At 71.5% G+C, this 20,797-nt stretch carries 22 protein-coding genes and 1 pseudogene; 20 read left to right on the top strand and 3 right to left on the bottom strand.

What is annotated here, in order from left to right; all coding sequences use genetic code 11:
- The first annotated feature begins 300 nt into the window (after window positions 1-300).
- From arc to LWP59_RS15240, 4 genes are all read left to right on the top strand, one after another.
- Window positions 301-2,109 (top strand): proteasome ATPase, encoded by a 1,809-nt coding sequence (gene arc, locus LWP59_RS15225; RefSeq protein WP_144641726.1) that lies wholly within the window; start codon window positions 301-303, stop codon window positions 2,107-2,109.
- A gap of 98 nt (window positions 2,110-2,207) precedes the next feature.
- Complete coding sequence (locus LWP59_RS15230; protein ID WP_144641725.1) at window positions 2,208-2,552, top strand: hypothetical protein; 345 nt, start codon at window positions 2,208-2,210, stop codon at window positions 2,550-2,552.
- A 92-nt stretch (window positions 2,553-2,644) separates the two neighbouring features.
- A complete protein-coding gene (locus LWP59_RS15235; protein WP_325062723.1) occupies window positions 2,645-3,553 on the top strand; it encodes an aldo/keto reductase in 909 nt (302 codons plus the stop codon).
- Window positions 3,554-3,624: 71 nt separating this feature from the next.
- Window positions 3,625-4,233 carry a hypothetical protein gene (locus LWP59_RS15240; RefSeq protein WP_229857436.1) on the top strand — a complete coding sequence of 203 codons (609 nt, stop codon included), beginning with the start codon at window positions 3,625-3,627 and terminating at the stop codon, window positions 4,231-4,233.
- Here LWP59_RS15240 and LWP59_RS15245 read toward each other — a convergent pair.
- Window positions 4,227-4,733, bottom strand: a complete 507-nt coding sequence (locus LWP59_RS15245; RefSeq protein ID WP_144641723.1) for an NUDIX domain-containing protein — start codon at window positions 4,731-4,733, stop codon at window positions 4,227-4,229. The genes LWP59_RS15240 and LWP59_RS15245 overlap by 7 nt on opposite strands.
- A gap of 87 nt (window positions 4,734-4,820) precedes the next feature.
- On the opposite strand from LWP59_RS15245, the gene dop reads away from it, so the two are divergent.
- The 6 genes from dop (at window position 4,821) to LWP59_RS15275 (ending at window position 10,674) form a co-directional block, all read left to right on the top strand.
- A complete protein-coding gene (gene dop, locus LWP59_RS15250) occupies window positions 4,821-6,323 on the top strand; it encodes a depupylase/deamidase Dop (protein ID WP_144641722.1) in 1,503 nt (500 codons plus the stop codon).
- 84 nt (window positions 6,324-6,407) lie between these two features.
- Window positions 6,408-6,602, top strand: coding sequence for a ubiquitin-like protein Pup (locus tag LWP59_RS15255; RefSeq protein WP_144641721.1), 195 nt, complete (start codon window positions 6,408-6,410; stop codon window positions 6,600-6,602).
- A gap of 77 nt (window positions 6,603-6,679) precedes the next feature.
- Entirely contained in the window at window positions 6,680-7,540 is an 861-nt protein-coding gene (gene prcB, locus LWP59_RS15260; protein ID WP_144641720.1) for a proteasome subunit beta, read from the top strand.
- Window positions 7,541-7,623: 83 nt separating this feature from the next.
- Window positions 7,624-8,388, top strand: a complete 765-nt coding sequence (gene prcA / locus LWP59_RS15265) for a proteasome subunit alpha (RefSeq protein WP_144641719.1) — start codon at window positions 7,624-7,626, stop codon at window positions 8,386-8,388.
- Between the two features lie 145 nt (window positions 8,389-8,533).
- Window positions 8,534-9,892 carry a Pup--protein ligase gene (gene pafA, locus LWP59_RS15270; protein WP_144641718.1) on the top strand — a complete coding sequence of 453 codons (1,359 nt, stop codon included), beginning with the start codon at window positions 8,534-8,536 and terminating at the stop codon, window positions 9,890-9,892.
- A complete protein-coding gene (locus LWP59_RS15275; RefSeq protein ID WP_144641717.1) occupies window positions 9,889-10,674 on the top strand; it encodes a DUF1684 domain-containing protein in 786 nt (261 codons plus the stop codon). Before pafA ends, LWP59_RS15275 begins: the two co-directional genes overlap by 4 nt.
- Here LWP59_RS15275 and LWP59_RS15280 read toward each other — a convergent pair.
- Entirely contained in the window at window positions 10,662-10,862 is a 201-nt protein-coding gene (locus LWP59_RS15280; protein WP_229857438.1) for a hypothetical protein, read from the bottom strand. The genes LWP59_RS15275 and LWP59_RS15280 overlap by 13 nt on opposite strands.
- A 56-nt stretch (window positions 10,863-10,918) precedes the next feature.
- On the opposite strand from LWP59_RS15280, the gene LWP59_RS15285 reads away from it, so the two are divergent.
- A complete protein-coding gene (locus LWP59_RS15285) occupies window positions 10,919-11,398 on the top strand; it encodes a TetR-like C-terminal domain-containing protein (protein ID WP_229857440.1) in 480 nt (159 codons plus the stop codon).
- Here LWP59_RS15285 and LWP59_RS15290 read toward each other — a convergent pair whose 3' ends face one another.
- The gene (locus tag LWP59_RS15290) at window positions 11,399-12,097 is read right to left on the bottom strand and encodes an SDR family oxidoreductase (protein WP_144641716.1); all 699 of its coding nucleotides are present in this window, start codon (window positions 12,095-12,097) and stop codon (window positions 11,399-11,401) included.
- Window positions 12,098-12,167: 70 nt separating this feature from the next.
- Here LWP59_RS15290 and LWP59_RS15295 point away from each other — a divergent pair, with 70 nt between their 5' ends.
- The 9 genes and pseudogenes from LWP59_RS15295 to LWP59_RS15335 all read left to right on the top strand — a co-directional run bounded on the left by LWP59_RS15295 (window position 12,168) and on the right by LWP59_RS15335 (window position 20,779).
- On the top strand, window positions 12,168-13,148 hold the full coding sequence (locus tag LWP59_RS15295) for a helix-turn-helix transcriptional regulator (RefSeq protein ID WP_144641715.1): 981 nt from the start codon (window positions 12,168-12,170) through the stop codon (window positions 13,146-13,148).
- Entirely contained in the window at window positions 13,145-14,125 is a 981-nt protein-coding gene (locus tag LWP59_RS15300; RefSeq protein ID WP_144641714.1) for a helix-turn-helix transcriptional regulator, read from the top strand. Before LWP59_RS15295 ends, LWP59_RS15300 begins: the two co-directional genes overlap by 4 nt.
- Before the next feature lie 9 nt (window positions 14,126-14,134).
- Entirely contained in the window at window positions 14,135-14,347 is a 213-nt protein-coding gene (locus LWP59_RS15305) for a bacteriophage holin (protein ID WP_144641713.1), read from the top strand.
- A 31-nt stretch (window positions 14,348-14,378) separates the two neighbouring features.
- Window positions 14,379-14,672, top strand: coding sequence for a Sec-independent protein translocase subunit TatA (gene tatA / locus LWP59_RS15310; protein WP_144641712.1), 294 nt, complete (start codon window positions 14,379-14,381; stop codon window positions 14,670-14,672).
- Between the two features lie 18 nt (window positions 14,673-14,690).
- Complete coding sequence (gene tatC / locus LWP59_RS15315; RefSeq protein WP_144641711.1) at window positions 14,691-15,656, top strand: twin-arginine translocase subunit TatC; 966 nt, start codon at window positions 14,691-14,693, stop codon at window positions 15,654-15,656.
- 57 nt (window positions 15,657-15,713) lie between these two features.
- Entirely contained in the window at window positions 15,714-18,464 is a 2,751-nt protein-coding gene (locus LWP59_RS15320; RefSeq protein WP_144641710.1) for a DEAD/DEAH box helicase, read from the top strand.
- A 66-nt stretch (window positions 18,465-18,530) separates the two neighbouring features.
- Window positions 18,531-19,124, top strand: coding sequence for a DUF4333 domain-containing protein (locus LWP59_RS15325; protein WP_144641709.1), 594 nt, complete (start codon window positions 18,531-18,533; stop codon window positions 19,122-19,124).
- A gap of 41 nt (window positions 19,125-19,165) precedes the next feature.
- Window positions 19,166-20,362, top strand: a pseudogene (locus tag LWP59_RS15330) (GNAT family N-acetyltransferase).
- A gap of 36 nt (window positions 20,363-20,398) precedes the next feature.
- Window positions 20,399-20,779, top strand: coding sequence for a DUF4333 domain-containing protein (locus LWP59_RS15335; RefSeq protein WP_229857442.1), 381 nt, complete (start codon window positions 20,399-20,401; stop codon window positions 20,777-20,779).
- Window positions 20,780-20,797: the final 18 nt, after the last annotated feature.

The raw sequence follows: 20,797 nt of genomic DNA on the forward strand, positions 1-20,797 counted from the left end.
AGTTTTTCCTTGGTTTGAACGACTTTCCGTGGGGAATCCGTTATGTGAACGTCCTGTAAAGCCTGGATTGGGTGGTGGTGACATGGGTGAGGCGCACACAGCCCAGTCGGCCGCTGTCCGTCGTCCTGGCTATACGGAGAGTAGCCGCGAGAGTCGTTCGCCCGGTACCGTGACGGGCGCTTGCGCGACGCGTTGGTTCGTGTATCCGGTGCGACGCGCCGATCCTGTGATGCGGATAGGCCTTTTCATGTCGGTGATCGCCGGTACCGTGGATGAAAAGCACTCCGAGGAGGTGCCGACATGCAACACGACCTTCCCGGAGGTCGGCATGAAGAAGCCGACCCTTCAGAGACGACTGGAGCTGGAACGACGCCGGACGAGTACGCACGGCAGATGCGTTTCCTCGAGGAGGAAGTCGCGCTGCTGCGGAGGAAACTGACCGATTCACCCCGCCAGAACCGCGTGCTGGAGCAGCGCCTCGCCGAAGCGTCGGAGCGTGTGGCCCAGCTCACGGAGCGGAACAGCAAACTGGTAGAGACCTTGCGCGAGGCGCGCGGGCAGCTGCTCGCCCTGCGTGAGGAGGTCGACCGGCTCGCCCAGCCGCCCAGCGGTTACGGCGTGTTCGTCGAGGCCTATGAGGACGGTACGGTCGATGTCTTCACCGCGGGGCGGAAGATGCGGGTGTCCGTGTCTCCCGCCGTGGAGGTCGACTCGCTGCAGCGTGGCCAGGCGCTGCGGCTGAACGAGGCGCTGACCGTGGTCGAGGGCGGCGACTTCGAGCGGACCGGTGAGGTGTGCGCGCTGCGCGAGGTGCTCGCCCCCGAGGTCGAGAAGGGCGCCTCCCGCGCGCTCGTGGTCGGCCACGCCGACGAGGAGCGCGTGGTGTGGCTGTCGGACCCGCTGGCCGCGCAGCCGCTCAAGCCGGGCGACTCGCTGCTGGTGGACTCGAAGGCGGGCTACGCCTACGAGCGGGTGCCCAAGGCCGAGGTCGAGGACCTCGTGCTGGAGGAGGTCCCCGACGTCCGGTACGAGGACATCGGCGGCCTCGGCAGGCAGATCGAGCAGATCCGCGACGCGGTCGAGCTGCCGTTCCTGCACGCCGACCTCTACCGCGAGTACGAGCTCCGGCCGCCGAAGGGCGTCCTGCTCTACGGGCCGCCCGGCTGCGGCAAGACCCTGATCGCCAAAGCGGTGGCGAACTCGCTGGCCAAGAAGGTCGCCGAGGCGCGAGGTGACGGCAAGGCCGCGGAGGCCAAGTCGTACTTCCTCAACATCAAGGGCCCGGAGCTGCTGAACAAGTTCGTCGGCGAGACCGAGCGGAGCATCCGCCTGATCTTCCAGCGGGCGCGGGAGAAGGCCTCCAACGGCACCCCGGTCATCGTCTTCTTCGACGAGATGGAGTCGATCTTCCGGACCCGTGGCAGCGGCGTGTCCTCCGACGTGGAGACCACGATCGTGCCGCAGCTGCTGGCCGAGATCGACGGTGTGGAGGGGCTCGAGAACGTCATCGTGATCGGCGCCTCCAACCGCGAGGACATGATCGACCCGGCGATCCTGCGGCCGGGCAGGCTGGACGTGAAGATCAAGATCGAGCGGCCCGACGCCGAGGGTGCGAAGGACATCTTCTCCAAGTACCTGACCGCCGGCCTGCCGATCCACGCGGACGACCTCACCGAGTTCGGCGGGGACGTGCCGGCCACGATCGACGCGATGATCCAGAACACGGTCGAGCGGATGTACGAGGAGACCGACGAGAACCGGTTCCTCGAGGTCACCTACGCCAACGGTGACAAGGAGATCCTCTACTTCCGCGACTTCAACTCGGGCGCGATGATCCAGAACATCGTGGACCGGGCGAAGAAGTCGGCGATCAAGTCGGTGCTCGAGACCAAGCAGCCCGGGCTGCGGGTCCAGCACCTGCTCGACGCGATCGTGGACGAGTTCGCGGAGAACGAGGACCTGCCCAACACCACCAACCCGGACGACTGGGCCCGGATCTCCGGCAAGAAGGGCGAGCGGATCGTCTACATCCGCACGCTCGTCACCGGCAAGAACCAGGACTCCGGACGCGTCATCGACACGGCGACCAACACCGGCCAGTACCTCTGAGCGGCCCGGGAACGGGGCCCCGGTCACTTCGGTGGCCGGGGCCCCGTCTCGCGTGTCGGGCCCGCCGGTCGGTGTATAACGGCCTATACTTCGGCGCTGTGAGCGAGCCCGAGTCCTTCCGTCCCCATGCCCCGGTCACTGCCGCCGACCTGCTGACCTGGCTGGAGGAGACCGCCACCGCCGTCCGGGCCGGGCAGGTGGGCGCGGACGACCTGATCACCGTCCTCGGCGAGCTCCGGCGCGCCTCGGCGGCCTGCGCCGACGCCGCCGACTGGGCCCTGCTGGCCGCCAGGGAGGAGGGGGCGAGCCTGCGCCAGATCGCCCCCGTGTTCGGCAAGGGGTACGTGCGCGCGCCCGCCGCCCGGCTGGAGAAGCTGCACCGCCAGGCGCTGAACTCGCAGCAGTGGCTCGAAATTCTCCGCCAGCGTGCCGACGGTGTATAACCACTTGAACGGCGAGGCATAGAAAACTGTTATGCCCAGCCGCGGGTGACGGACCGTGAGGAAGGGGCGGGGCCCTGCGTATCGGACTCGGCTTGGCCGCCTTGGGCCGGCCCGCGTACATCAACCTGGGCAGGACCGAGGAGCTTCCCGCGGAACGGGACGTCGAAGCCATGCGGCGCGCGACCTACGCCGTGCTCGACGCGGCCTACAAGGCCGGGATCCGCTGGATCGACGTCGCCCGCTCCTACGGCCGCGCCGAGGAGTTCCTGGCGGGCTGGCTGGGCCGGCGCACCCCCGGCGACCTGACGGTGTCGAGCAAGTGGGGCTACACCTACGTGGGCGCGTGGCGGATGGACGCCGCGATGCACGAGGTCAAGGAGCACTCCGCGAGCAGCTTCTCCCGCCAGTGGTCGGAAAGCCGCGCGCTGCTGGGCTCGGCGATCAACCTCTACCAGGTGCACTCGCTGACCACGGACAGCCCGCTGTTCACCGACGAGCCGTTGCTGCGCGCGCTGTCCGCGCTGAGCGACGACGGGGTCCGGGTGGGGTTCTCCACCTCCGGCCCGCGCCAGGGCGAGGTCATCCGCCGGGCCTTCGAGCTGGAAGTCGCCGGGAGGCCGATCTTCACCGCGGTCCAGTCAACCTGGAACCTGCTCGAACCCTCGGCGGGGCGCGCGCTCGCCGAGGCGCACGCCGCCGGAAACCTGGTGCTGGTCAAGGAAACCCTCGCCAACGGCAGGCTCGTGGTGAGCCCGCCGCCGGTGCTGGCGCGCATCGCCGCGCGGCACGGGGTCGGGCCGGACGCGGTCGCCGTGGCGGCGGTCCTCGCGCGGCCGTGGGCCGACACGGTGCTCGTCGGCCCGGCCAGCCCGGCGCAGCTGACCGCGAACCTGGCTGCCACCAGGATGAACCTCGCCGACGGCGAGCTGCGCGCGCTCGCGACGCTCGCCGAGCCGCCGGGGGAGTACTGGGGTCGGCGATCCTCTTTGCATTGGCGGTAAAGGCTTCGGCTAGTCTCGGCGCCCCAGCGACGGATCAGAAGGGGGACGACACGGTGCGTCACGGACGGATAGTGGTCCTGAGCGCGGTCCTGCTGACCGGGCTCGCCGGTTGCGCCGACCGCCCCAACAACCTCGAAACGTATTACAACCGGCCGGGGAACGCGGTCGCGACGACGACCCCGCCGCCCGCGGCCACCTCACCCGGTGTGCCGGACCAGGCGGCGGCCGCGTCGAGCAGCGCCCAGCAGGCGATCGCCGAGGAGGTGGCCGCGGCGGTGCTCACCAGGAGCGACCTCTCGAGCGAGGGGGTGCACGCCGCGGCCGAGCGCGCGGAGAACGGCGCCTGCTTCGACGCGGTGCCCTCGGGCGACCCGCGCGGCGCGAGCTGGACCTATTCGAGCGGGTCCACCCTGACGCAGCAGGTCACGGGCTATCTCGACGAGGCGGCCACCGACGTGCTCTCCCGGGTGCGGTGCGACGGCCAGAAGCTCAGCGTCCCGCTGCCCTCGGGTGCCGAGGCGGTGCGCGGCTGGTGCTCGAGCGGCACCTGCACGGTGCTGCTGGCGGCTGGGCACGTCCTGTCGGGCCTGCAGGTCACCGCGAACACGACCACGCGGGCCTCGGACGCGGTGAAGAGCCTGACGCCGCTGGCGGCGGAGAAGCTGCCGGTCTCTCAGTAGTAGCGGCGGAACCACGCCAGTATCCCCGCGCGCCCGTCCGGGATCAGCGGGCTCGCGGCGTCCTCGGCCCATGCCCGCAGGTCCGCGAGCGGCAGCCAGTGGCCCTCGACGATCTCCTCGGGCTGGTGCGCGATCGGGCCGTCCCAGTGAGCCTCGAAGGTGAAGTTGTGACACCGCAACGGCGGCTGCTCGAAGACGTGGGTGAACAACGGGGTCAGCGCGGCGCCGTGCACGCCCAGTTCCTCGCCCAGCTCCCGGAAAGCGCATTCAGCCGGTGTCTCCCCGGCCGCGACCACCCCACCGGCCCAGCAGTCCCACAGGCCGCCGAACACGTCCTTGTCCGGCGACCGGCGATGCACGTAAACGCTTTCCCCGTCCCCGGAGCGCAGCAGCACCTCGCCGGTCGCGTGCCACAGCCCGCGCGCCCGCATGTCCGCCCTGGTGGTGCTGCCCGTGACCGCCCCGTGCTCGTCGTAGACCGCGACCAGCTCCTCCCGCATGACCCGACCCTACGACGCGCGGGTGGTTACCGGCTCGCAACGTGGAGGCCGCGCGCCCGCCGCCGCGGCGACCCGTAGGCTTGGGACATGCGGCGGATCATGGGAACCGAGGTCGAGTACGGCATCGCGGTGCCGGGCGACGCGACCGCGAACCCGGTGCTGACCTCGACACAGGTGGTGCTGGCCTACGCGGCGGCGGCCGACATCCCCCGGGCGCGCCGGGCGAGATGGGACTACGAGGTCGAGTCCCCGCTCAGGGACGCGCGCGGGTTCGACCTGGCCGGCCCCGGCGGGCCCGGCCACGACCCCGACGTGGAGGACCTCGGCGCGGCCAACGTCATCCTCACCAACGGCGCCCGGCTCTACGTCGACCACGCCCACCCCGAGTACTCCGCGCCCGAGGTCACCAACGCGCGCGACGCGGTCATCTGGGACAAAGCGGGCGAGCGGGTGATGGAGGAGGCGGCGATCAAGGCCGCCACCGTGCCCGGCCAGCCGCCGCTGCAGCTGTACAAGAACAACGTCGACGGCAAGGGTGCCAGCTACGGCACCCACGAGAACTACCTGATGTCCCGCTCGACGCCGTTCACCTCGGTCATCGGCGGGCTCACCCCGTTCTTCGCCTCGCGCCAGGTCGTCACCGGCTCGGGCCGGGTGGGGCTCGGCCCGCAGGGCGAGGAGGCCGGCTTCCAGCTGTCCCAGCGCTCGGACTACATCGAGGTCGAGGTCGGGCTGGAGACCACCCTCAAGCGCGGCATCATCAACACCCGCGACGAGCCGCACGCCGACGCCGACAAGTACCGCAGGCTGCACGTCATCATCGGGGACGCGAACCTCGCCGAGTACTCGACGTTCCTCAAGGTCGGTACCACCGCGCTGGTGCTGGACATGATCGAGGCCGGGCAGCGCTTCGACGAGCTCAAGCTCGACGAGCCGGTCCGCGCGGTGCACCAGATCAGCCACGACCCCACGCTGAAGACGAAGGTCGCGCTCGCGGGCGGCAAGAAGTACACCGGCCTGGAGCTCCAGTTCGCCTACCACGAGCTGGCGGCGGCACACCTGGAGCGCGAGGGCGGCGACGAGCAGTCCAAGGAGGTCCTGCGGGTCTGGGGCGAGATCCTCGACGCGCTCGCGCGCGACCCGCAGGAGTGCGCCGACCGGCTGGACTGGCCCGCGAAGCTGCGCCTGCTGGAGGGCTACCGCCAGCGCGACCAGCTCAACTGGGGCGCGCCGCGGCTGCACCTGGTGGACCTGCAGTACTCCGACGTTCGCCTGGGCAAGGGTCTGTACAACCGCCTGGTCACCCGGGGCTCGATGAAGCGCCTGGTGAGCGAGGAGGAGGTGCAGCACGCGATCACGCATCCGCCCGAGGACACCCGTGCCTACTTCCGCGGCCGGACGCTGGAGAAGTACGCGAGCTCGATCGCGGCCGCGTCGTGGGATTCGGTCATCTTCGACGTGGGCAAGGAGTCGCTGGTGCGGATCCCCACCCTGGAGCCGTTGCGGGGCACGAAAGCGCACGTCGGCAAGCTGCTGGACGCCTCGGCCACGGCCGAGGAACTGGTCGAGGCGCTCACGGGCAGCGACTGAGACGCGTCAAGCCGTGTCCTCGCGGATGCCCCGATTGTCGTTCCCACTGGGTAGTCTGGAACCAACAGCTCACCGGGAGGCGAGATGGCTCAGGAAAAGATCGAAAAGCACGGCGGCGGCGACTCGGACGACGAGCTCGAAGGCGGTGCCCCGGCGGGGCAGGAACGCCGCGAGAAGCTCGGCGAGGACGTCGACACGATCCTGGACGAGATCGACGATGTCCTGGAGGAGAACGCCGAGGACTTCGTGCGCGCCTACGTGCAAAAGGGCGGCCAGTAACACCCGCTCGCCCGGCCACTAGGCTCACTCCACCGTTTGCCCCACTGACCTGACGTTGATGGGAATCACGAGCACGCATGGACAACACCTCGGGCTCCTCGGGTTCTTCGCTGCCCGCAGCCTATTTTTCGACCACGACCTCGTCGTTCGCCGAGTTCCTCAGGATGCAGGCGCCTGACCTGCTGCCTGGGCACCGGCAGGCGCCGGGGGCGTCCGCGAAGGAGCTGAACGCGCCCCACGGCACCACGATCGTCGCGGTGACCTTCTCCGGCGGCGTGCTGATCGCCGGCGACCGGCGGGCGACCTCGGGCAACCTGATCGCCTCGCGGGACATGGACAAGGTCTCCGTGACCGACGAGTACTCGGCGGTCGGCATCGCGGGCACCGCGGGGCTGGCACTGGAGCTGGTCCGGCTCTACGCCGTCGAGCTCGCCCACTACGAGAAGATCGAGGGCGTCCCGCTGTCCCTGGACGGCAAGACGAACAAGCTCGCGACGATGGTCAAGGGCAATCTCGAGGTCGCCATGGCCGGGCTGGCGGTGCTGCCGCTGTTCGTCGGCTACGACATCGAGGCCGACGACCCGAAGCGGGCCGGCCGGATCGTGTCCTACGACGTGACCGGCGGCCGGTACGAGGAGAGTGCCGGCTACCACGCGATCGGCTCCGGATCGCTGTTCGCGAAGTCCTCGCTGAAGAAGCTCTACGACCCCGACGCCGCGGAGGAGGCCGCCGTGCGCACCGCGGTCGAGTCGCTCTACGACGCGGCGGACGACGACACCGCGACCGGCGGGCCGGACCTGGTGCGCCGGATCTTCCCGACGGTCGTGACGGTCACCGCCGAACGCGGGGCCGAGATGCTGCCCGCGGACCAGGCCGCCGCGGTGGCCGAGGCGGTCGTCGAGGGCCGCCGCGAGCAGGCCGCCTCGGGCCGCAGCTGAGCGGCCCGAGTCCCTCCTGCCTTTAGCTGGACCCTTTACCTGGACAGAGCCCCGTTCCACCGAGCACTTTTGGAGCCGACACCGTGACGATGCCGCTGTACGCCTCTCCCGAGCAGTTGATGCGCGAGCGCTCGGAGCTCGCTCGCAAGGGCATCGCGCGCGGGCGCAGTGTCGTCGTGCTGAAGTACGCGGGCGGTGTGCTGTTCGTCGCCGAGAACCCGTCGACGACGTTGCACAAGTTCTCCGAGATCTACGACCGCATCGGCTTCGCCGCGGTCGGCCGCTACAGCGAGTTCGAGAACCTGCGCGTCGCCGGCATCCGGCACGCGGACCTCAAGGGCTACCAGTACGACCGCCGCGACGTCAGCGCGCGGGCGCTGGCCAACGCCTACGCGGCCACCCTGGGCAGCATCTTCACCGAGCAGCTCAAGCCGTACGAGGTGGAGATCTGCGTGGCGGAGGTCGGCGCGACCTCCGCCGAGGACCAGCTGTTCCGGCTGACCTACGACGGGTCGATCTTCGACGAGCCGCAGTTCGTGGTGATGGGCGGGCAGACCGAGCCCATCGTCACCAAGCTGAAGGAGGGGTTCGAGGAGGACGCCGAGCTGGAGCAGGTGCTGCCGATGGCGGTGCGCACGCTGCGCTCGACCTCGCCCAACAACGGCGACAGCGAGCCGGTGAAGCTCGAGGTCGCGGTGCTCGACCGCAACCGCCCGCGGCGGGCGTTCCGGCGGATCACCGGCGCGGCGCTCGACGCGCTGCTCCCGGCGCCCGAGCCCGCCCCCGAGGGCGAGGAAAAGGCGGACGGCGACGGCGAGTCCTCGCCGAACGGCGACTCCGCGAGCTGAGCGGACTTCCGAAGGAGCCCCGGCCCGCCGGGGCTCCTTTGTGGTGCGTGCGAACGCCCAGGTGAACGGATCGGAACCGGGCTCCCGGCGTGTCGCCGCCCGAACGGCGCACCGCTGAACGGCCGAAAGCGCCTAGCATTGAGAGATGCAGCGGCGGATTTTTGGCATCGAGACCGAGTTCGGGGTCACGTGCACCTTCCACGGACAGCGGCGGCTCTCACCCGACGAGGTCGCCCGGTACCTGTTCCGGCGGGTCGTGTCGTGGGGGCGCTCGTCCAACGTCTTCCTGTCCAACGGCTCACGGCTCTACCTCGACGTGGGCTCGCACCCGGAGTACGCGACGGCCGAGTGTGACGACCTGGTGCAGCTCGTCACGCACGACAAGGCCGGTGAGCGGATCCTCGAGGACCTGCTCGTGGACGCCGAGCGGCGGCTGGCCGACGAGGGCATCGGCGGCGACATCTTCCTGTTCAAGAACAACACCGACTCCGCGGGCAACTCCTACGGCTGCCACGAGAACTACCTCGTCACCCGTGCGGGGGAGTTCTCGCGGATCGCGGACGTGCTGCTGCCCTTTCTGGTGACCCGGCAGCTGATCTGTGGCGCGGGCAAGGTCCTGCAGACCCCGCGGGGCGCGGTGTACTGCCTGTCCCAGCGCGCGGAGCACATCTGGGAAGGTGTGTCCAGCGCCACAACGCGGTCGCGGCCGATCATCAACACCCGGGACGAGCCGCACGCCGACGCCGAGCGCTACCGCCGGCTGCACGTGATCGTGGGCGACTCCAACATGGCCGAGCCCACGACCCTGCTCAAGGTCGGCACCGCGCACCTGGTGCTGGAGATGATCGAGCAGGGCGTGCAGTTCCGTGACTTCACCCTGGACAACCCGATCCGCGCGATCCGCGAGATCAGCCACGACCTGACCGGGCGGCGTCCGGTGCGCCTCGCCGGCGGCCGGGAGGCCTCGGCGCTGGACATCCAGCGCGAGTACTACGGCCGGGCCGTGCAGCACGTGAAGGCCAACGACTCCGGCCCGACCGCACAGCGCGTGATCGAGCTGTGGGGCCGCGCGCTGGACGCGGTCGAGCAGCAGGACTTCGTCAAGATCGACACCGAGATCGACTGGGCGATCAAGCACCGGCTGGTCGAGCGCTACCGCGCGAAGCACAACCTGGACCTGTCCAGCCCCCGGGTGGCGCAGCTCGACCTGGCCTACCACGACATCCGCCGGGGCCGGGGCATCTTCGACCTGTTGCAGCGCAAGGGCCTGGTGCGGCGCATCACCGACGACGGCGAGATCGAGCTGGCCAAGGACACCCCGCCGCAGACGACGCGAGCGAAGCTGCGGGGCGACTTCATCGCCGCCGCGCAGGCCGCCGGCCGCGACTTCACCGTCGACTGGGTGCACCTGAAGCTCAACGACCAGGCGCAGCGCACCGTCCTGTGCAAGGACCCGTTCCGCGCGGTCGACGAGCGCGTCGACCGGCTGATCAGCTCGCTGTGACCACCGTCGAGCAGGACCGGTTCACCCGCGACTGGCAGCAGTGGCACCAGCAGCGGGAGCGGGTGCTCGCCGAGCCGCACGGCTGGCTGTCCATCACCGGGCTGCAGTGGCTGACCGGCACGCCGCAACGGTTCGACGGCATCCCGGGCAGCTGGCACGAGCAGGACGGCGCCGCGGTCGTGACGGTGTCCCCGGGCGAGGAGCTGGCGGTCGACGGCACGGCGCGGTTCGAGCTGGTCAACAGCGGGCCCGGGCACCTCGTCGACGCGGGGGAGCGCAAGGTCGAGGTGGCGCGGCGCAGCGGGTACCTGCTGCGGGTGCACGACCCGCAGGCGCCGGTCCGCGGCCGGTTCCGCGGCGTGCCCGCCTACGAGCCCGATCCGGCCTGGGTGTTCGAGGGGCGCTTCGAGCCGTTCGACGAGCCGCACGCGGTGACGGTCGGCGCCGTGGTCGAGGGCCTGTCGCACGTCTACACCTCACCCGGCGTGCTGCGCTTCGACCACGACGGCTCCTCGTACGGGCTGACGGCCTTCAACGGCAAGGGCGGCAGCGGGTTCTCGGTGCTGTTCACGGACGAGACCAGCGGCGTGACGACCTACGCGGCCAACCGCAGCCTCGCGGTCGGCGAGCCGGACGCCGGGGGCCGCGTGTTGCTGGACTTCAACCGCGCGGTCAACCTGCCGTGCGCGTTCATCGAGTTCGCCACGTGCCCGCTGCCACCGGCCGGGAACCACCTTCCGTTCGCGGTGACAGCGGGCGAGCGGATCCCCTACGAGGCCTGACCGGCAGGCACCGGCGGCGCCTCGGCCAGGCCGATGCGGTCGTGCACGCGGCGCAGGGGAGCCGGTGCCCACCAGGCGTGCCGCCCGAGCAGCCGCATCCCGGCGGGCAGCAGCACCCCGCGCACGAGTGTCGCGTCGAGCAGGACGGCGAGACCGGTGCCGATGCCGAACATCTGGATGAAGCTCACCCCGCTGGTGCCGAAGGCGAACAGGCTGCCGGCACTTCGCCGGGCACGAGGAGTTGTTGCACGCGACCAAGGGACAGGCCATGGAGCGGCTCGGCGCCTCGATGAACGCGGAGCTGGCGCGGGTGCCCGAGACCGGTGACCGGGTGCGCCGGGCGGTCTGCGCGGTGGCGGCCATCGGCCGCGGCTACCTGAACTTCGCGTGGGCCGAGCCGGGTCTGTTCCGCACCGCGTTCGCCGGGGACACCGAGACCATCGCCTTCCACACCACGCGTCCGTTCCAGCGGCTCGTCGAGACGATGGACGAGCTGGCCGACACCGGGTTCCTGCCCGCGGAGCGGCGGCCGATGGCCGAGGTCGCGGCGTGGGCGTCCGTGCACGGGCTCGCGATGCTCTACCTCGAGGGCCCGTTGCGGCACGCGGGTGAGCAGGACCGGCAGCGGGCCGTGGAGCGCACGGTCGAGGTCGTCCTCGAGGGCCTCGGCGGCCGCGCGCTGTCCGGCGAGCTGCGCGGCGACGTCGTCGGGTTCGCCCGCTGACTACAGTTTCTGGCCGGTCGGGCGCAGCACGATCTCGTTCACGTCCACCGTCGGCGGCTGGTCGAGCGCGTAGCAGACCGCGCGGGCGATGTCGTCCGGGTCGAGCAGCGGCAGCTCGCGCATCTCGTCGTAGATCAGGTCGGTGTCGACCACGCCGGGCTGCAGCAGCGTGACCCGGACCCCGGTGCCGACCGCCTCCTCGCGGATCGAGCCGGCGAGCCCGGTGACCGCCCACTTGGTCGCCGAGTAGAGGTTCGCGCGGCGGATGTGCCGCCCGGCGACCGACCCGGTCAGCACCAGGTGGCCGCGCGTGCGCGCGAGCGCGGGCAGCACGGCGCGGGCGGTGATCGCGGCGCCGTAGACGTTCGTGAGCACCATGTCCCGCCATTTCTCCGGGTCGGTGCCGCCGTTGCCGAAGAACGACACCGGCAGCATCTGCCCGGCGTTGGCGAACGCGGCGTCGAGCCTGCCGAAGCGTTCTTCGGCCGTCTGCGCGGCGGCCGAGATCTGGCTCCATTCGGTCACATCCGCTGCCAGGGCCAGAGTCCGGCCGGCGCCGAGTTCCGCGACGAGCGGTTCGAGGCTCTCCGCCGACCGGGCGACGAGGGCCAGCCGGTACCCGGCGGCAGCCGCGCGACGGGCCGTCGCGGCACCAAGGCCCCGCGACGCTCCGGTAATCAGAAGGGCGCGTTCGGTCATGGGTTCGAATTTACGGCGTGTAATGGCGGACCTCCGATCGGGGCCCGGCGATCCGGGCTACTGTGTTCGCGTGTCCACCGCCCGCGCCGAGCGCCTGGTCAACCTCGTGCTCGCCCTGCTGTCCACCCGGCAGTACCTCACGGCTGACCGGATCCGCGGGATCGTGCCCGGATACGCCGACGCGGCGAGCGACGACGCGTTCTCCCGGATGTTCGAGCGGGACAAGACGGAGCTGCGGGAGCTGGGGATCCCGCTGGAGATCGGGCGCAACTCCGTGTTCGACGCCGGCGACGGCTACCGCATCGCGCGCCGCGACTACGAGCTCGGCGAGATCGAGCTGGCACCGGACGAGGCGGCCGCGGTCGGGCTCGCCGTGCGGCTGTGGGACTCCCCGGAGCTGACCGGGCAGGCGCAGGGCGCGCTGGTGAAGCTGCGCGCGGCCGGGGTGGAGGTCGATCACACCGCGCCGCCGGTCGTGGAGTCGCGCGTGCGCACCGAGCCGGCGTTCTCCCCGCTGCTCGCGGCGGTGCAGAACCGCCAGGCCGTGCGGTTCGACTACCGTCGTTCGGGCTCGCCGGAGCGGCTGACCCGCACCCTCGAACCGTGGGGCGTGGTGTCGTGGCGGGCCCGCTGGTACGTGGTCGGGCACGACCGCGACCGCGGCGCGCCCCGGTGCTTCCGGCTGTCGCGGATCGTGGGGGAGGTGCACACGGCGGGCCCGGCGGGCGAGGTGGACCGGCCGGGGGACGTGAACCTGCTGGAGTTCGTCGCGGGCAGCAGCGGCGGTAAGGAGCAGTCGCCGGTCGCGACGGCCAGGCTGTGGATCGCCGACCGGCGCGCGGCCGGGGTCCGGCGGCGGGCGAAGCCGGTTGGGCGGCTGACCGTCGACGGCGTCGAGGGCGACCTGGCCGAGCTGGAGCTGTACTACCCCGAGAGCGCGGCCGACTGGATCGCCGGGCACGGCCCGGACGTGCTCGTGCTGGAGCCGGACGTGCTGGCCAAGGCGGTGCAGGAGCGGCTGCGCGCGGTCGCCGGCGAGGTGGTCCGGTGACCGCCTCGACCGACCGGATGCCCCGCCTGCTCGCGCTGGTCCCGTACCTGCTGGCCCGGCCGGGCATCAGGATCGACGACGCCGCCCGCGACTTCGGCGTCACGCCCAAGCAGCTGCGCCGCGACCTGGAGCTGCTGTGGATGTGCGGGCTGCCGGGCTACGGCCCCGGCGACCTGATCGACCTGTCCTTCGCCGGGGACACCGTCACCGTCACCTTCGACGCCGGGATGAACCGGCCGCTGCGGCTGACCGGCGGGGAGGCGACGGCGTTGCTCGTCGCGCTGCGGGCGCTGGCCGAGACCCCGGGGCTGCTCGACACCGACGCCGTCCGCAGGGCGATCGCCAAGATCGAGGCCGCCGCCGGGCAGGCGCAGCCCTCGGGTGTGGTCGTCGGGCTCGGCGTCCGCGAGGGCGAGGCCACCGCGCACACCCGTGGCGTCGTGCAGCGGGCGCTGCAGGCACGGCGGGCGCTGCGGATCCGCTACTACACCGCGTCGCGCGACGAGATCACCGAGCGGACCGTCGACCCGATGCGGCTGCTGATCGTGCAGGCCGTCGGCTACCTGGAGGCCTGGTGCCGCCGCGCCGAGGGCGTCCGGCTGTTCCGCCTCGACCGCATCGACGACGTGCGGGTGCTCGACGAGGCCGCCGCGCCGCCGTCGACAGCGCGGCCCACCGACCTGACCGACGGCGTGTTCGCCAGCCGGCCGGGGCAGCCGGTCGCCGAGCTGGTGCTCGACCCGGACGCGCGCTGGGTCGCCGAGTACTACCCGTGCGAGGAGCTGGCCGAGCTGCCGGGCGGGCGGCTGCGGGTGCGGATGCGCTACGGCGACGAGTCGTGGATGGCCCGGCTGGTGCTCAGCCTCGGCGGCGACGCGTCCGTCGAAAGCCCGCCCGAGCTGGCGGCGGCCGTTCGCCGCCGCGCGGCCGACGCGCTGGCGCGGGCTCGTCACCTACCGTCAACCTTGGGCCAGTAAGGTTACCGCGTGTCGTACCTGCCGAGCATCCTGCTCGCCGTCGCCGGCCTGGTGCTGCTGGGCGTTCTGCTGATTCCTGTGGTCAGGGGCTTGCGCCGGTTCCGCTCGGCGTTGAGCATGGTCGTGACGAGCACGAACCAGCGCGCCGGCCTGCTCAGGGCGCGCTCGGCCGGGGTGCGGGTCGCGCTCGAGCAGCGTAGGCGCACTCCGGAAAACCAGTAGCATTGGGCGAGAAACGAAAAGGAGGCCACTCATGCTGAACGGGTTGCAGCCGTGGCACTTGATCATCTTGGTGCTGATCGTGGTTCTGCTGTTCGGTGCCAAGCGGCTTCCGGACGCCGCCCGCTCGATCGGCAAGTCGATGAAGATCTTCAAGGCCGAGACCAAGGACATGCGCGAGGAAGAGCCCGCGAGCGAGCCGGAGAAGAAGGAGCTCCCGGCCGCCACCGCGCAGCCGGCGGGCACCGACCCGCAGGTCGCGGAGCTGCAGCGCCAGCTCGACGAGCTGAAGAAGCAGCAAGACCAGTCGCAGAAGCACGCCAGCTGACCGGACGGGATTCCTCCAGTGGCGGACGCCGCCCCCGAAGGCCGCCGGTCCCGGCGGCGCAAGCGCAGCCGTCGGTACAACCCCGACGGCACCATGACGCTGATCGAGCACATCTACGAGTTCCGCAGGCGGCTCGGCTGGGCACTGCTGGCGGTCGTGGCGGGCGGGGTGTTCGGCTTCATCTGGTTCCAGACGAGGCTGGGTCCCGTCGAGTCGCTCGGCCAGCTGATGAACGGCCCGTACTGCGGCATCTCGCCGGACCGGCTGCTCCCGGGCACCATCGCGCCTGACGGCACCTGCCGGCTGCTGCAGACCACGCCGTTCGAAGGCATCATGATCCAGCTGAAGGTCGGCGTGGCCGCGGGCGCGGTGCTCACCTCGCCGCTGTGGCTCTACCAGCTGTGGGCCTTCATCGCGCCGGGCCTGTACTCGAAGGAGCGCAGGTACGCGCTGACCTTCGTCGGCTTCGCCAGCGTGTTGTTCGCGGCGGGCGCCGTGCTGGCCTACCTGCTGGTGCCGCACGCGTTCGCGGTGCTGATGAGCTTCGGCGGCGACTTCTTCACCACCGCGCTGACGGCCGACAAGTACATCTCGTTCGTGCTGTCGCTGCTGGTGATCTTCGGGGTGAGCTTCGAGCTGCCGCTGCTGGTGGTGATGCTCAACTTCGTGGGCGTGGTCAAGTACGCGCAGCTGAAGAAGTGGCGCCGCGGCATCGTCTTCGCGTTGTTCGTGTTCGCCGCGTTCGCCACGCCCGGTTCGGACCCGTTCTCCATGCTGGGGCTGGCCGGGGCGCTGACCGTGCTGTTCGAGATCGCCATCCAGATCGCCCGCCTGCACGACAGGCGCAAGGCACGCCGGGACAGGGCAGCGGAGTGGGCCGGGCTGCCCGACGACCAGGCGGCGCCGTTCGACTACACACCCAGCACCATCGACGACGAACCGGCCGAGAAGGCGGGCCAGGCCCGCACCGACGACGTCACCTGATGGCGAGCGCGTACCCACCCCCTGCGAGGTCAGGCGGGGGTGTGACACCCTGACAAGGTGGCCGCTAGCCCTTCTCCGTCTCCGGCCGAGGCCTATCAGGCCTCGCAGCGCCGTGGCAGACACCCCCAGCTGACCCGGTTCGCCGCGGAGGCCGCGTTCGAGTTCGACGACTTCCAGGTCCGCGGCTGCGAGGCGCTGGAGGACGGGCACGGCGTGCTGGTCTGCGCGCCGACCGGGGCGGGCAAGACCGTCGTCGGAGAGTTCGCCGTGCACCTCGCGCTGGCCGAAGGCCGCAAGTGCTTCTACACGACGCCCATCAAGGCGCTGTCGAACCAGAAGTACAACGACCTCGTCGACCGCTACGGCACCGGCGTCGTCGGCCTGCTCACCGGGGACACCGCGATCAACGGCAGCGCCCAGATCGTGGTGATGACCACCGAGGTGCTGCGCAACATGCTCTACGCGGGCTCCTCGGCGCTGACCGACCTGGGCTACGTGGTGATGGACGAGGTCCACTACCTCGCCGACCGGTTCCGCGGCGCCGTGTGGGAGGAGGTCATCCTGCACCTGCCCGAGTACGTCCGGGTCGTGGGCCTGTCCGCGACCGTCAGCAACGCCGAGGAGTTCGGCGAGTGGCTGGTCGAGGTGCGCGGCGACACCACGGTGGTGGTCGACGAGCACCGGCCCGTGCCGCTGTGGCAGCACATGATGGTCGGCAACCGCCTGCTCGACCTGTTCGCCGTGGACAACGGGGCCGGCGAGTCCATCAACCCGGGCCTGCTGCGGCGGGTCGAGGAGGTCGGGCGGCTGCACGCGCCCGCCGGCCTGCGCGGGCAGCGCAACCGCGGCCGCCAGCAGTTCCGCGGCCCGCGGTTCCGGCCGCCGTCCCGGGTGGACGTCACCACCCGGCTCGACGCGGCGGGGCTGCTGCCGGCGATCGTGTTCATCTTCTCCCGCGCGGGCTGCGACGCGGCCGTCTCGCAGTGCACGCGCGCGGGCCTGCGGCTCAACACGCCCGAGGAGGGCGCCGAGGTCCGGCGGATCATCGCCGAGCACACCGGTGACCTGCCGGAGGGCGACCTGGGCGTGCTGGGCTACTGGGAGTGGCGCGAGGCGCTCGAGAGCGGCATCGCGAGTCACCACGCCGGCCTGCTGCCGGCGTTCAAGGAGACCGTCGAGGAGCTGTTCGTCCGCGGGCTGGTGAAGGTCGTCTTCGCGACCGAGACCCTCGCACTGGGCATCAACATGCCGGCCCGCACGGTCGTGCTGGAACGGCTGGTCAAGTACAACGGCGAGGCACACGTCGACCTGTCGCCGGGGGAGTACACGCAGCTGACCGGCCGGGCCGGGCGCCGGGGCATCGACGTCGAGGGGCACGCGGTCGTCATCTGGCAGCCGGGGGTGGACCCCAAGCAGGTCGCCGGGCTCGCCTCGACCCGGACCTACCCGCTGCGCTCGTCGTTCCGGCCCGGCTACAACATGGCGGTCAACCTCGTCGCGCAGCTCGGCCCGGAGAACGCGCGCGAGCTGCTGGAGCAGTCCTTCGCCCAGTTCCAGGCCGACCGCTCGGTGGTGGGCCTGGCCCGGCGCATCGAGAAGAACAAGGAGGCGCTGAGAGGCTACGCCGAGGCCATCACCGGCGACTTCGCGGAGATGCTCGAATACGTCGAGCTGCGCCGGAAGATCTCCGAGCGCGAGAAGGCGCTCGTGAAGCAGAACAGCTTCGCCCGCCGCGCGGAAACCGCCGACTCGCTGCAGAAGCTGCGCAAGGGCGACGTGATCGCGGTGCCCGCCGGGCGCCGCGCCGGGCTCGCCGTGGTGGTCGACCCCGGGCTGGACCCGATCCGCGAGCCGCGCCCGGTCGTGGTCACCGAGGACCGCTGGTCCGGCCCGCTGTCGCTGTCGGACTTCCCGGCGCCCGTGGAGCCGCTCGGGCACATCAAGCTGCCCAAGCACGTCGAGCTGCGCTCGCCGAAGACCCGCCGGGACATCGCCTCCACCCTGCGCAACGCGGGCATCTCGCTGCCCGCTCGGCAGAAGCGCCGCTCGGGCGCCAACGAGGACGCCGAGCTGGCGATGCTGCGCCGCGAGCTGCGCGCGCACCCGTGCCACGGACTGGCCGAGCGGGAGGCGAACCTGCGCTGGGTCGAGCGCTACCAGCGGCTGAAGGCGGAGACCGAGCAGCTCGAGCGCAAGGTCGCGGCCACGACGCACTCCCTGGCGCGGGCCTTCGACCGCATCCGCGACCTGCTCGACGAGCGCGGCTACCTCGGCAAGGGCGCGAACCGCGTCACCGAGCACGGCGAGCGGCTCGCGCGCCTGTACAGCGAGTCCGACCTGCTCGCCGCGGAGTGCATCCGCCACGAGGTGTGGAAGGGTCTCAACCCCGCGGAGCTGGCCGCGATCGTCTCGGCGCTGGTCTTCGAGGCGCGCCGCGACTCCGCGGGCGAGCCGCGGCTGCCCTCGGGCGCGGTGCCGCGCGCCTGGCAGGACACCGTGCGGCTGTGGACCGAGCTGGCCGAGGACGAGCGCCGCCACCGGCTCGAGCGCACCCGGGAGCCGGACGCCGGGTTCGCCTGGCCCATCTACCGGTGGGCGCGCGGCGAGTCGCTGGAGCAGGTGCTCACCACCGCCGAGGCCAACGGCCAGGAGCTCTCCGCCGGGGACTTCGTGCGCTGGTCGCGCCAGGTCATCGACCTGCTCGACCAGATCAGGACGGTGCTGGGCCGCGAGGACCAGGTGGGCGCGGCGGCGGCCAAGGCGGTCAAGGCGCTGCGCCGGGGCGTGGTCGCGGCCGGAGCCGAGTAGCGGTTTCCGGCGCCGTCGGGGTGTGGTTGGATCGCGCAGAGCGAGACGGGCCGGATTGGAGTTTCGATGACCACGCCGTACGGCGGCAACGACCCCCAGCAGTGGGGCCAGGCACCTCAGCAGCCGCAGTCCGGTGGGTTCCCGGCGCAGGGCTATCCGCAGCAGCCCCCGCAGTACGGCCAGTACCCGCAGCAGCCGCAGTACGGCCAGCAGCCCGGCTACCCGCAGCAGCCGCAGTACGGGCAGTACCCGCAGCAGCAACAGCAGCCCTACTACGGGCAGCAGCAGCCGGGCCAGTACGACTACGGCCGGCCCGGCGGGTTCGGCACCCCGGTGCCGAAGGGCAAGGGCGGCGGCAAGCTGCTCTGGATCCTCACCGGCGTGGTGATCGTCGTGGTCGCGGCGCTCGGCATCACCGGCTTCTGGCTGCCCGGGTTCTTCGTCACCAAGGTGCTCGACCAGACCGCCGTGCAGGACGGCGTCAAGAAGGAGCTCGCGGTCTACGGCGTCACCGCGGACAGCGTCTCCTGCCCCGCGAAGCAGGAGGTCAAGGCGGGCAACACGTTCACCTGCACCGTGACCGTCGGCGGCAAGCAGCAGCAGGTCATCGTCACCGTGCAGGACGCCGACGCCAACTACCAGGTGGGGCACCCGCAGTAATCCGGTGGTCGCGCGCCCCGATCTCCGCCACGATCGACGGCGTGAGCGACTACACCGTGCGCGTGCTGCGGCCCGACGAGACCCGGGCGGCCGCCGACCTGTTCCGGACCACCCTGCACGTCCCGCCCGTCAAGGACGAGCAGTGGTCCTACGCCGAGCGGATGTACCAGCCCGGGCGTGCGCTGGGCGCCTTCGACACCGAGCTGATCGGCACCGCGCGCTCGTTCGACGCGGAGCTGACCGTGCCGGGCGGGCGGCGGCTTCCGCTCGCCGCCGTGACAGGGGTGGGCGTGCGCGCCGACCGCACCCGCCGCGGGGTGCTGAGCCAGCTCATGCGCACCCAGCTGGCCGACTTCGCCGAGCGCGGCGTCCCCGTCGCCACCCTGTACGCCAGTGAGGGTCCCATCTACGGCCGCTTCGGTTACGGCGTCTCGACCGTGGTCCACGACTACCGGATCGACCCGCGCCGCGCGGTCCTGCGGCCGGAAGTGCCTGCGGGCGGCGAGATCGAGCTGCTGAGCCTCGACGCGGCGCTGGAACGGCTGCCGGTGCTGTACGCCGCGCTGCCGGACAGCCGGGCAGGCCGGATGACGCGCCCCGCCTACTGGTGGCCCGGTTCGAGCGGCACGCCCGCGGGGCCGAGACGCCGCCGGTGACGATCGTCCACCATGGACCGGACGGTCCCGACGGCTACGCGGTCTACGGCGTGCACCGCAAGAGCTGGCGCGATCCGTCCATAATGGACCTGATGAGCCTGGACGCGGCGACCGACGAGGCCTTCGCCGGGCTGTGGTGCTACCTGCTGGGCGTCGACCTGGTGGACGGCATCGAGGCCGGGGGGCGCCCGCTCGACGAGCCGACCGCGCTGCTGTTCACCGATCCGCGGGCGGTCAAGATCACCGGAGGCGGCGACGACTGTGGCTGCGCCTCGTCGACGTCCCGGCCGCGCTGGCCGCGCGCGAGTACGACGGCGAGGCGGTGGTGCTCGAGGTCGCCGATCCGGTCCTGGAGGCCAACACCGGGCGCTACCGGGTGAGCCCCGAGGGGTGACCCGCACCGACCTGCCCGCGCAGCTGCGGCTCGGGGTGGCCGCGCTGGCGATGCTGTACCTCGGCACCTGGCGGGCGTCCGCGCTGGTGACGGCCGGACGGGTCCAGGTGGGCGACCCGGCGGCGCCCGAGCGGGCCGACCGGCTGTTCGCCACCCGCCGGTCATCCTGGTGTGGTACACACTTCTGACCACACTGGACCGAACTCATCACGGGGGGAACCGCGGTGTCTCGGCGTGCCCGAACCTGGGCCGGCCTCGCCGGCGCCGGCGTGCTGCTGCTCGCCGGCTGCGACGGCTCCGGCGGCGGCCCCCCGTCGCCGGGCTCGCTGGGCCGCACGTCCGGTGGCGGGGCGTCCTCGGCCAGCAGCACCCGCGCCCCGGCCTCCCGGGTGTTCGACGCCGCGGCGCTGGAGAACGGGGTGCGCCAGGTGCTCACCGAGTCCTACGGCATCGCCGACGTGACCGGCGTGCGCTGCCCGTCCGGGCAAACCGTGCAGGTGGGCATCTCGTTCGACTGCGAGGTGACGGTGGCCGGGCAGCCCAGGACCGTCACGCTCATGGTGCAGACCCCCGACGGCACGTACCAGGTGTCCGCCCCGAAGTGAAATTCGCTGGGCGCGCGG

Origin of the sequence: Amycolatopsis acidiphila, from assembly GCF_021391495.1 — a bacterium.
Lineage (GTDB): Bacteria > Actinomycetota > Actinomycetes > Mycobacteriales > Pseudonocardiaceae > Amycolatopsis_E > Amycolatopsis_E acidiphila.

Coding starts and splice junctions, on each gene's coding strand:
- LWP59_RS15325 (WP_144641709.1), top strand. CDS start 18,531: ATGACCACGCCGTACGGCGGCAACGACCCCCAGCAGTGGGGCCAGGCA.
- tatA (WP_144641712.1), top strand. CDS start 14,379: ATGCTGAACGGGTTGCAGCCGTGGCACTTGATCATCTTGGTGCTGATC.
- dop (WP_144641722.1), top strand. CDS start 4,821: ATGCGGCGGATCATGGGAACCGAGGTCGAGTACGGCATCGCGGTGCCG.
- pafA (WP_144641718.1), top strand. CDS start 8,534: ATGCAGCGGCGGATTTTTGGCATCGAGACCGAGTTCGGGGTCACGTGC.
- LWP59_RS15245 (WP_144641723.1), bottom strand. CDS start 4,733: ATGCGGGAGGAGCTGGTCGCGGTCTACGACGAGCACGGGGCGGTCACG.
- LWP59_RS15290 (WP_144641716.1), bottom strand. CDS start 12,097: ATGACCGAACGCGCCCTTCTGATTACCGGAGCGTCGCGGGGCCTTGGT.
- prcB (WP_144641720.1), top strand. CDS start 6,680: ATGGACAACACCTCGGGCTCCTCGGGTTCTTCGCTGCCCGCAGCCTAT.
- arc (WP_144641726.1), top strand. CDS start 301: ATGCAACACGACCTTCCCGGAGGTCGGCATGAAGAAGCCGACCCTTCA.
- LWP59_RS15255 (WP_144641721.1), top strand. CDS start 6,408: ATGGCTCAGGAAAAGATCGAAAAGCACGGCGGCGGCGACTCGGACGAC.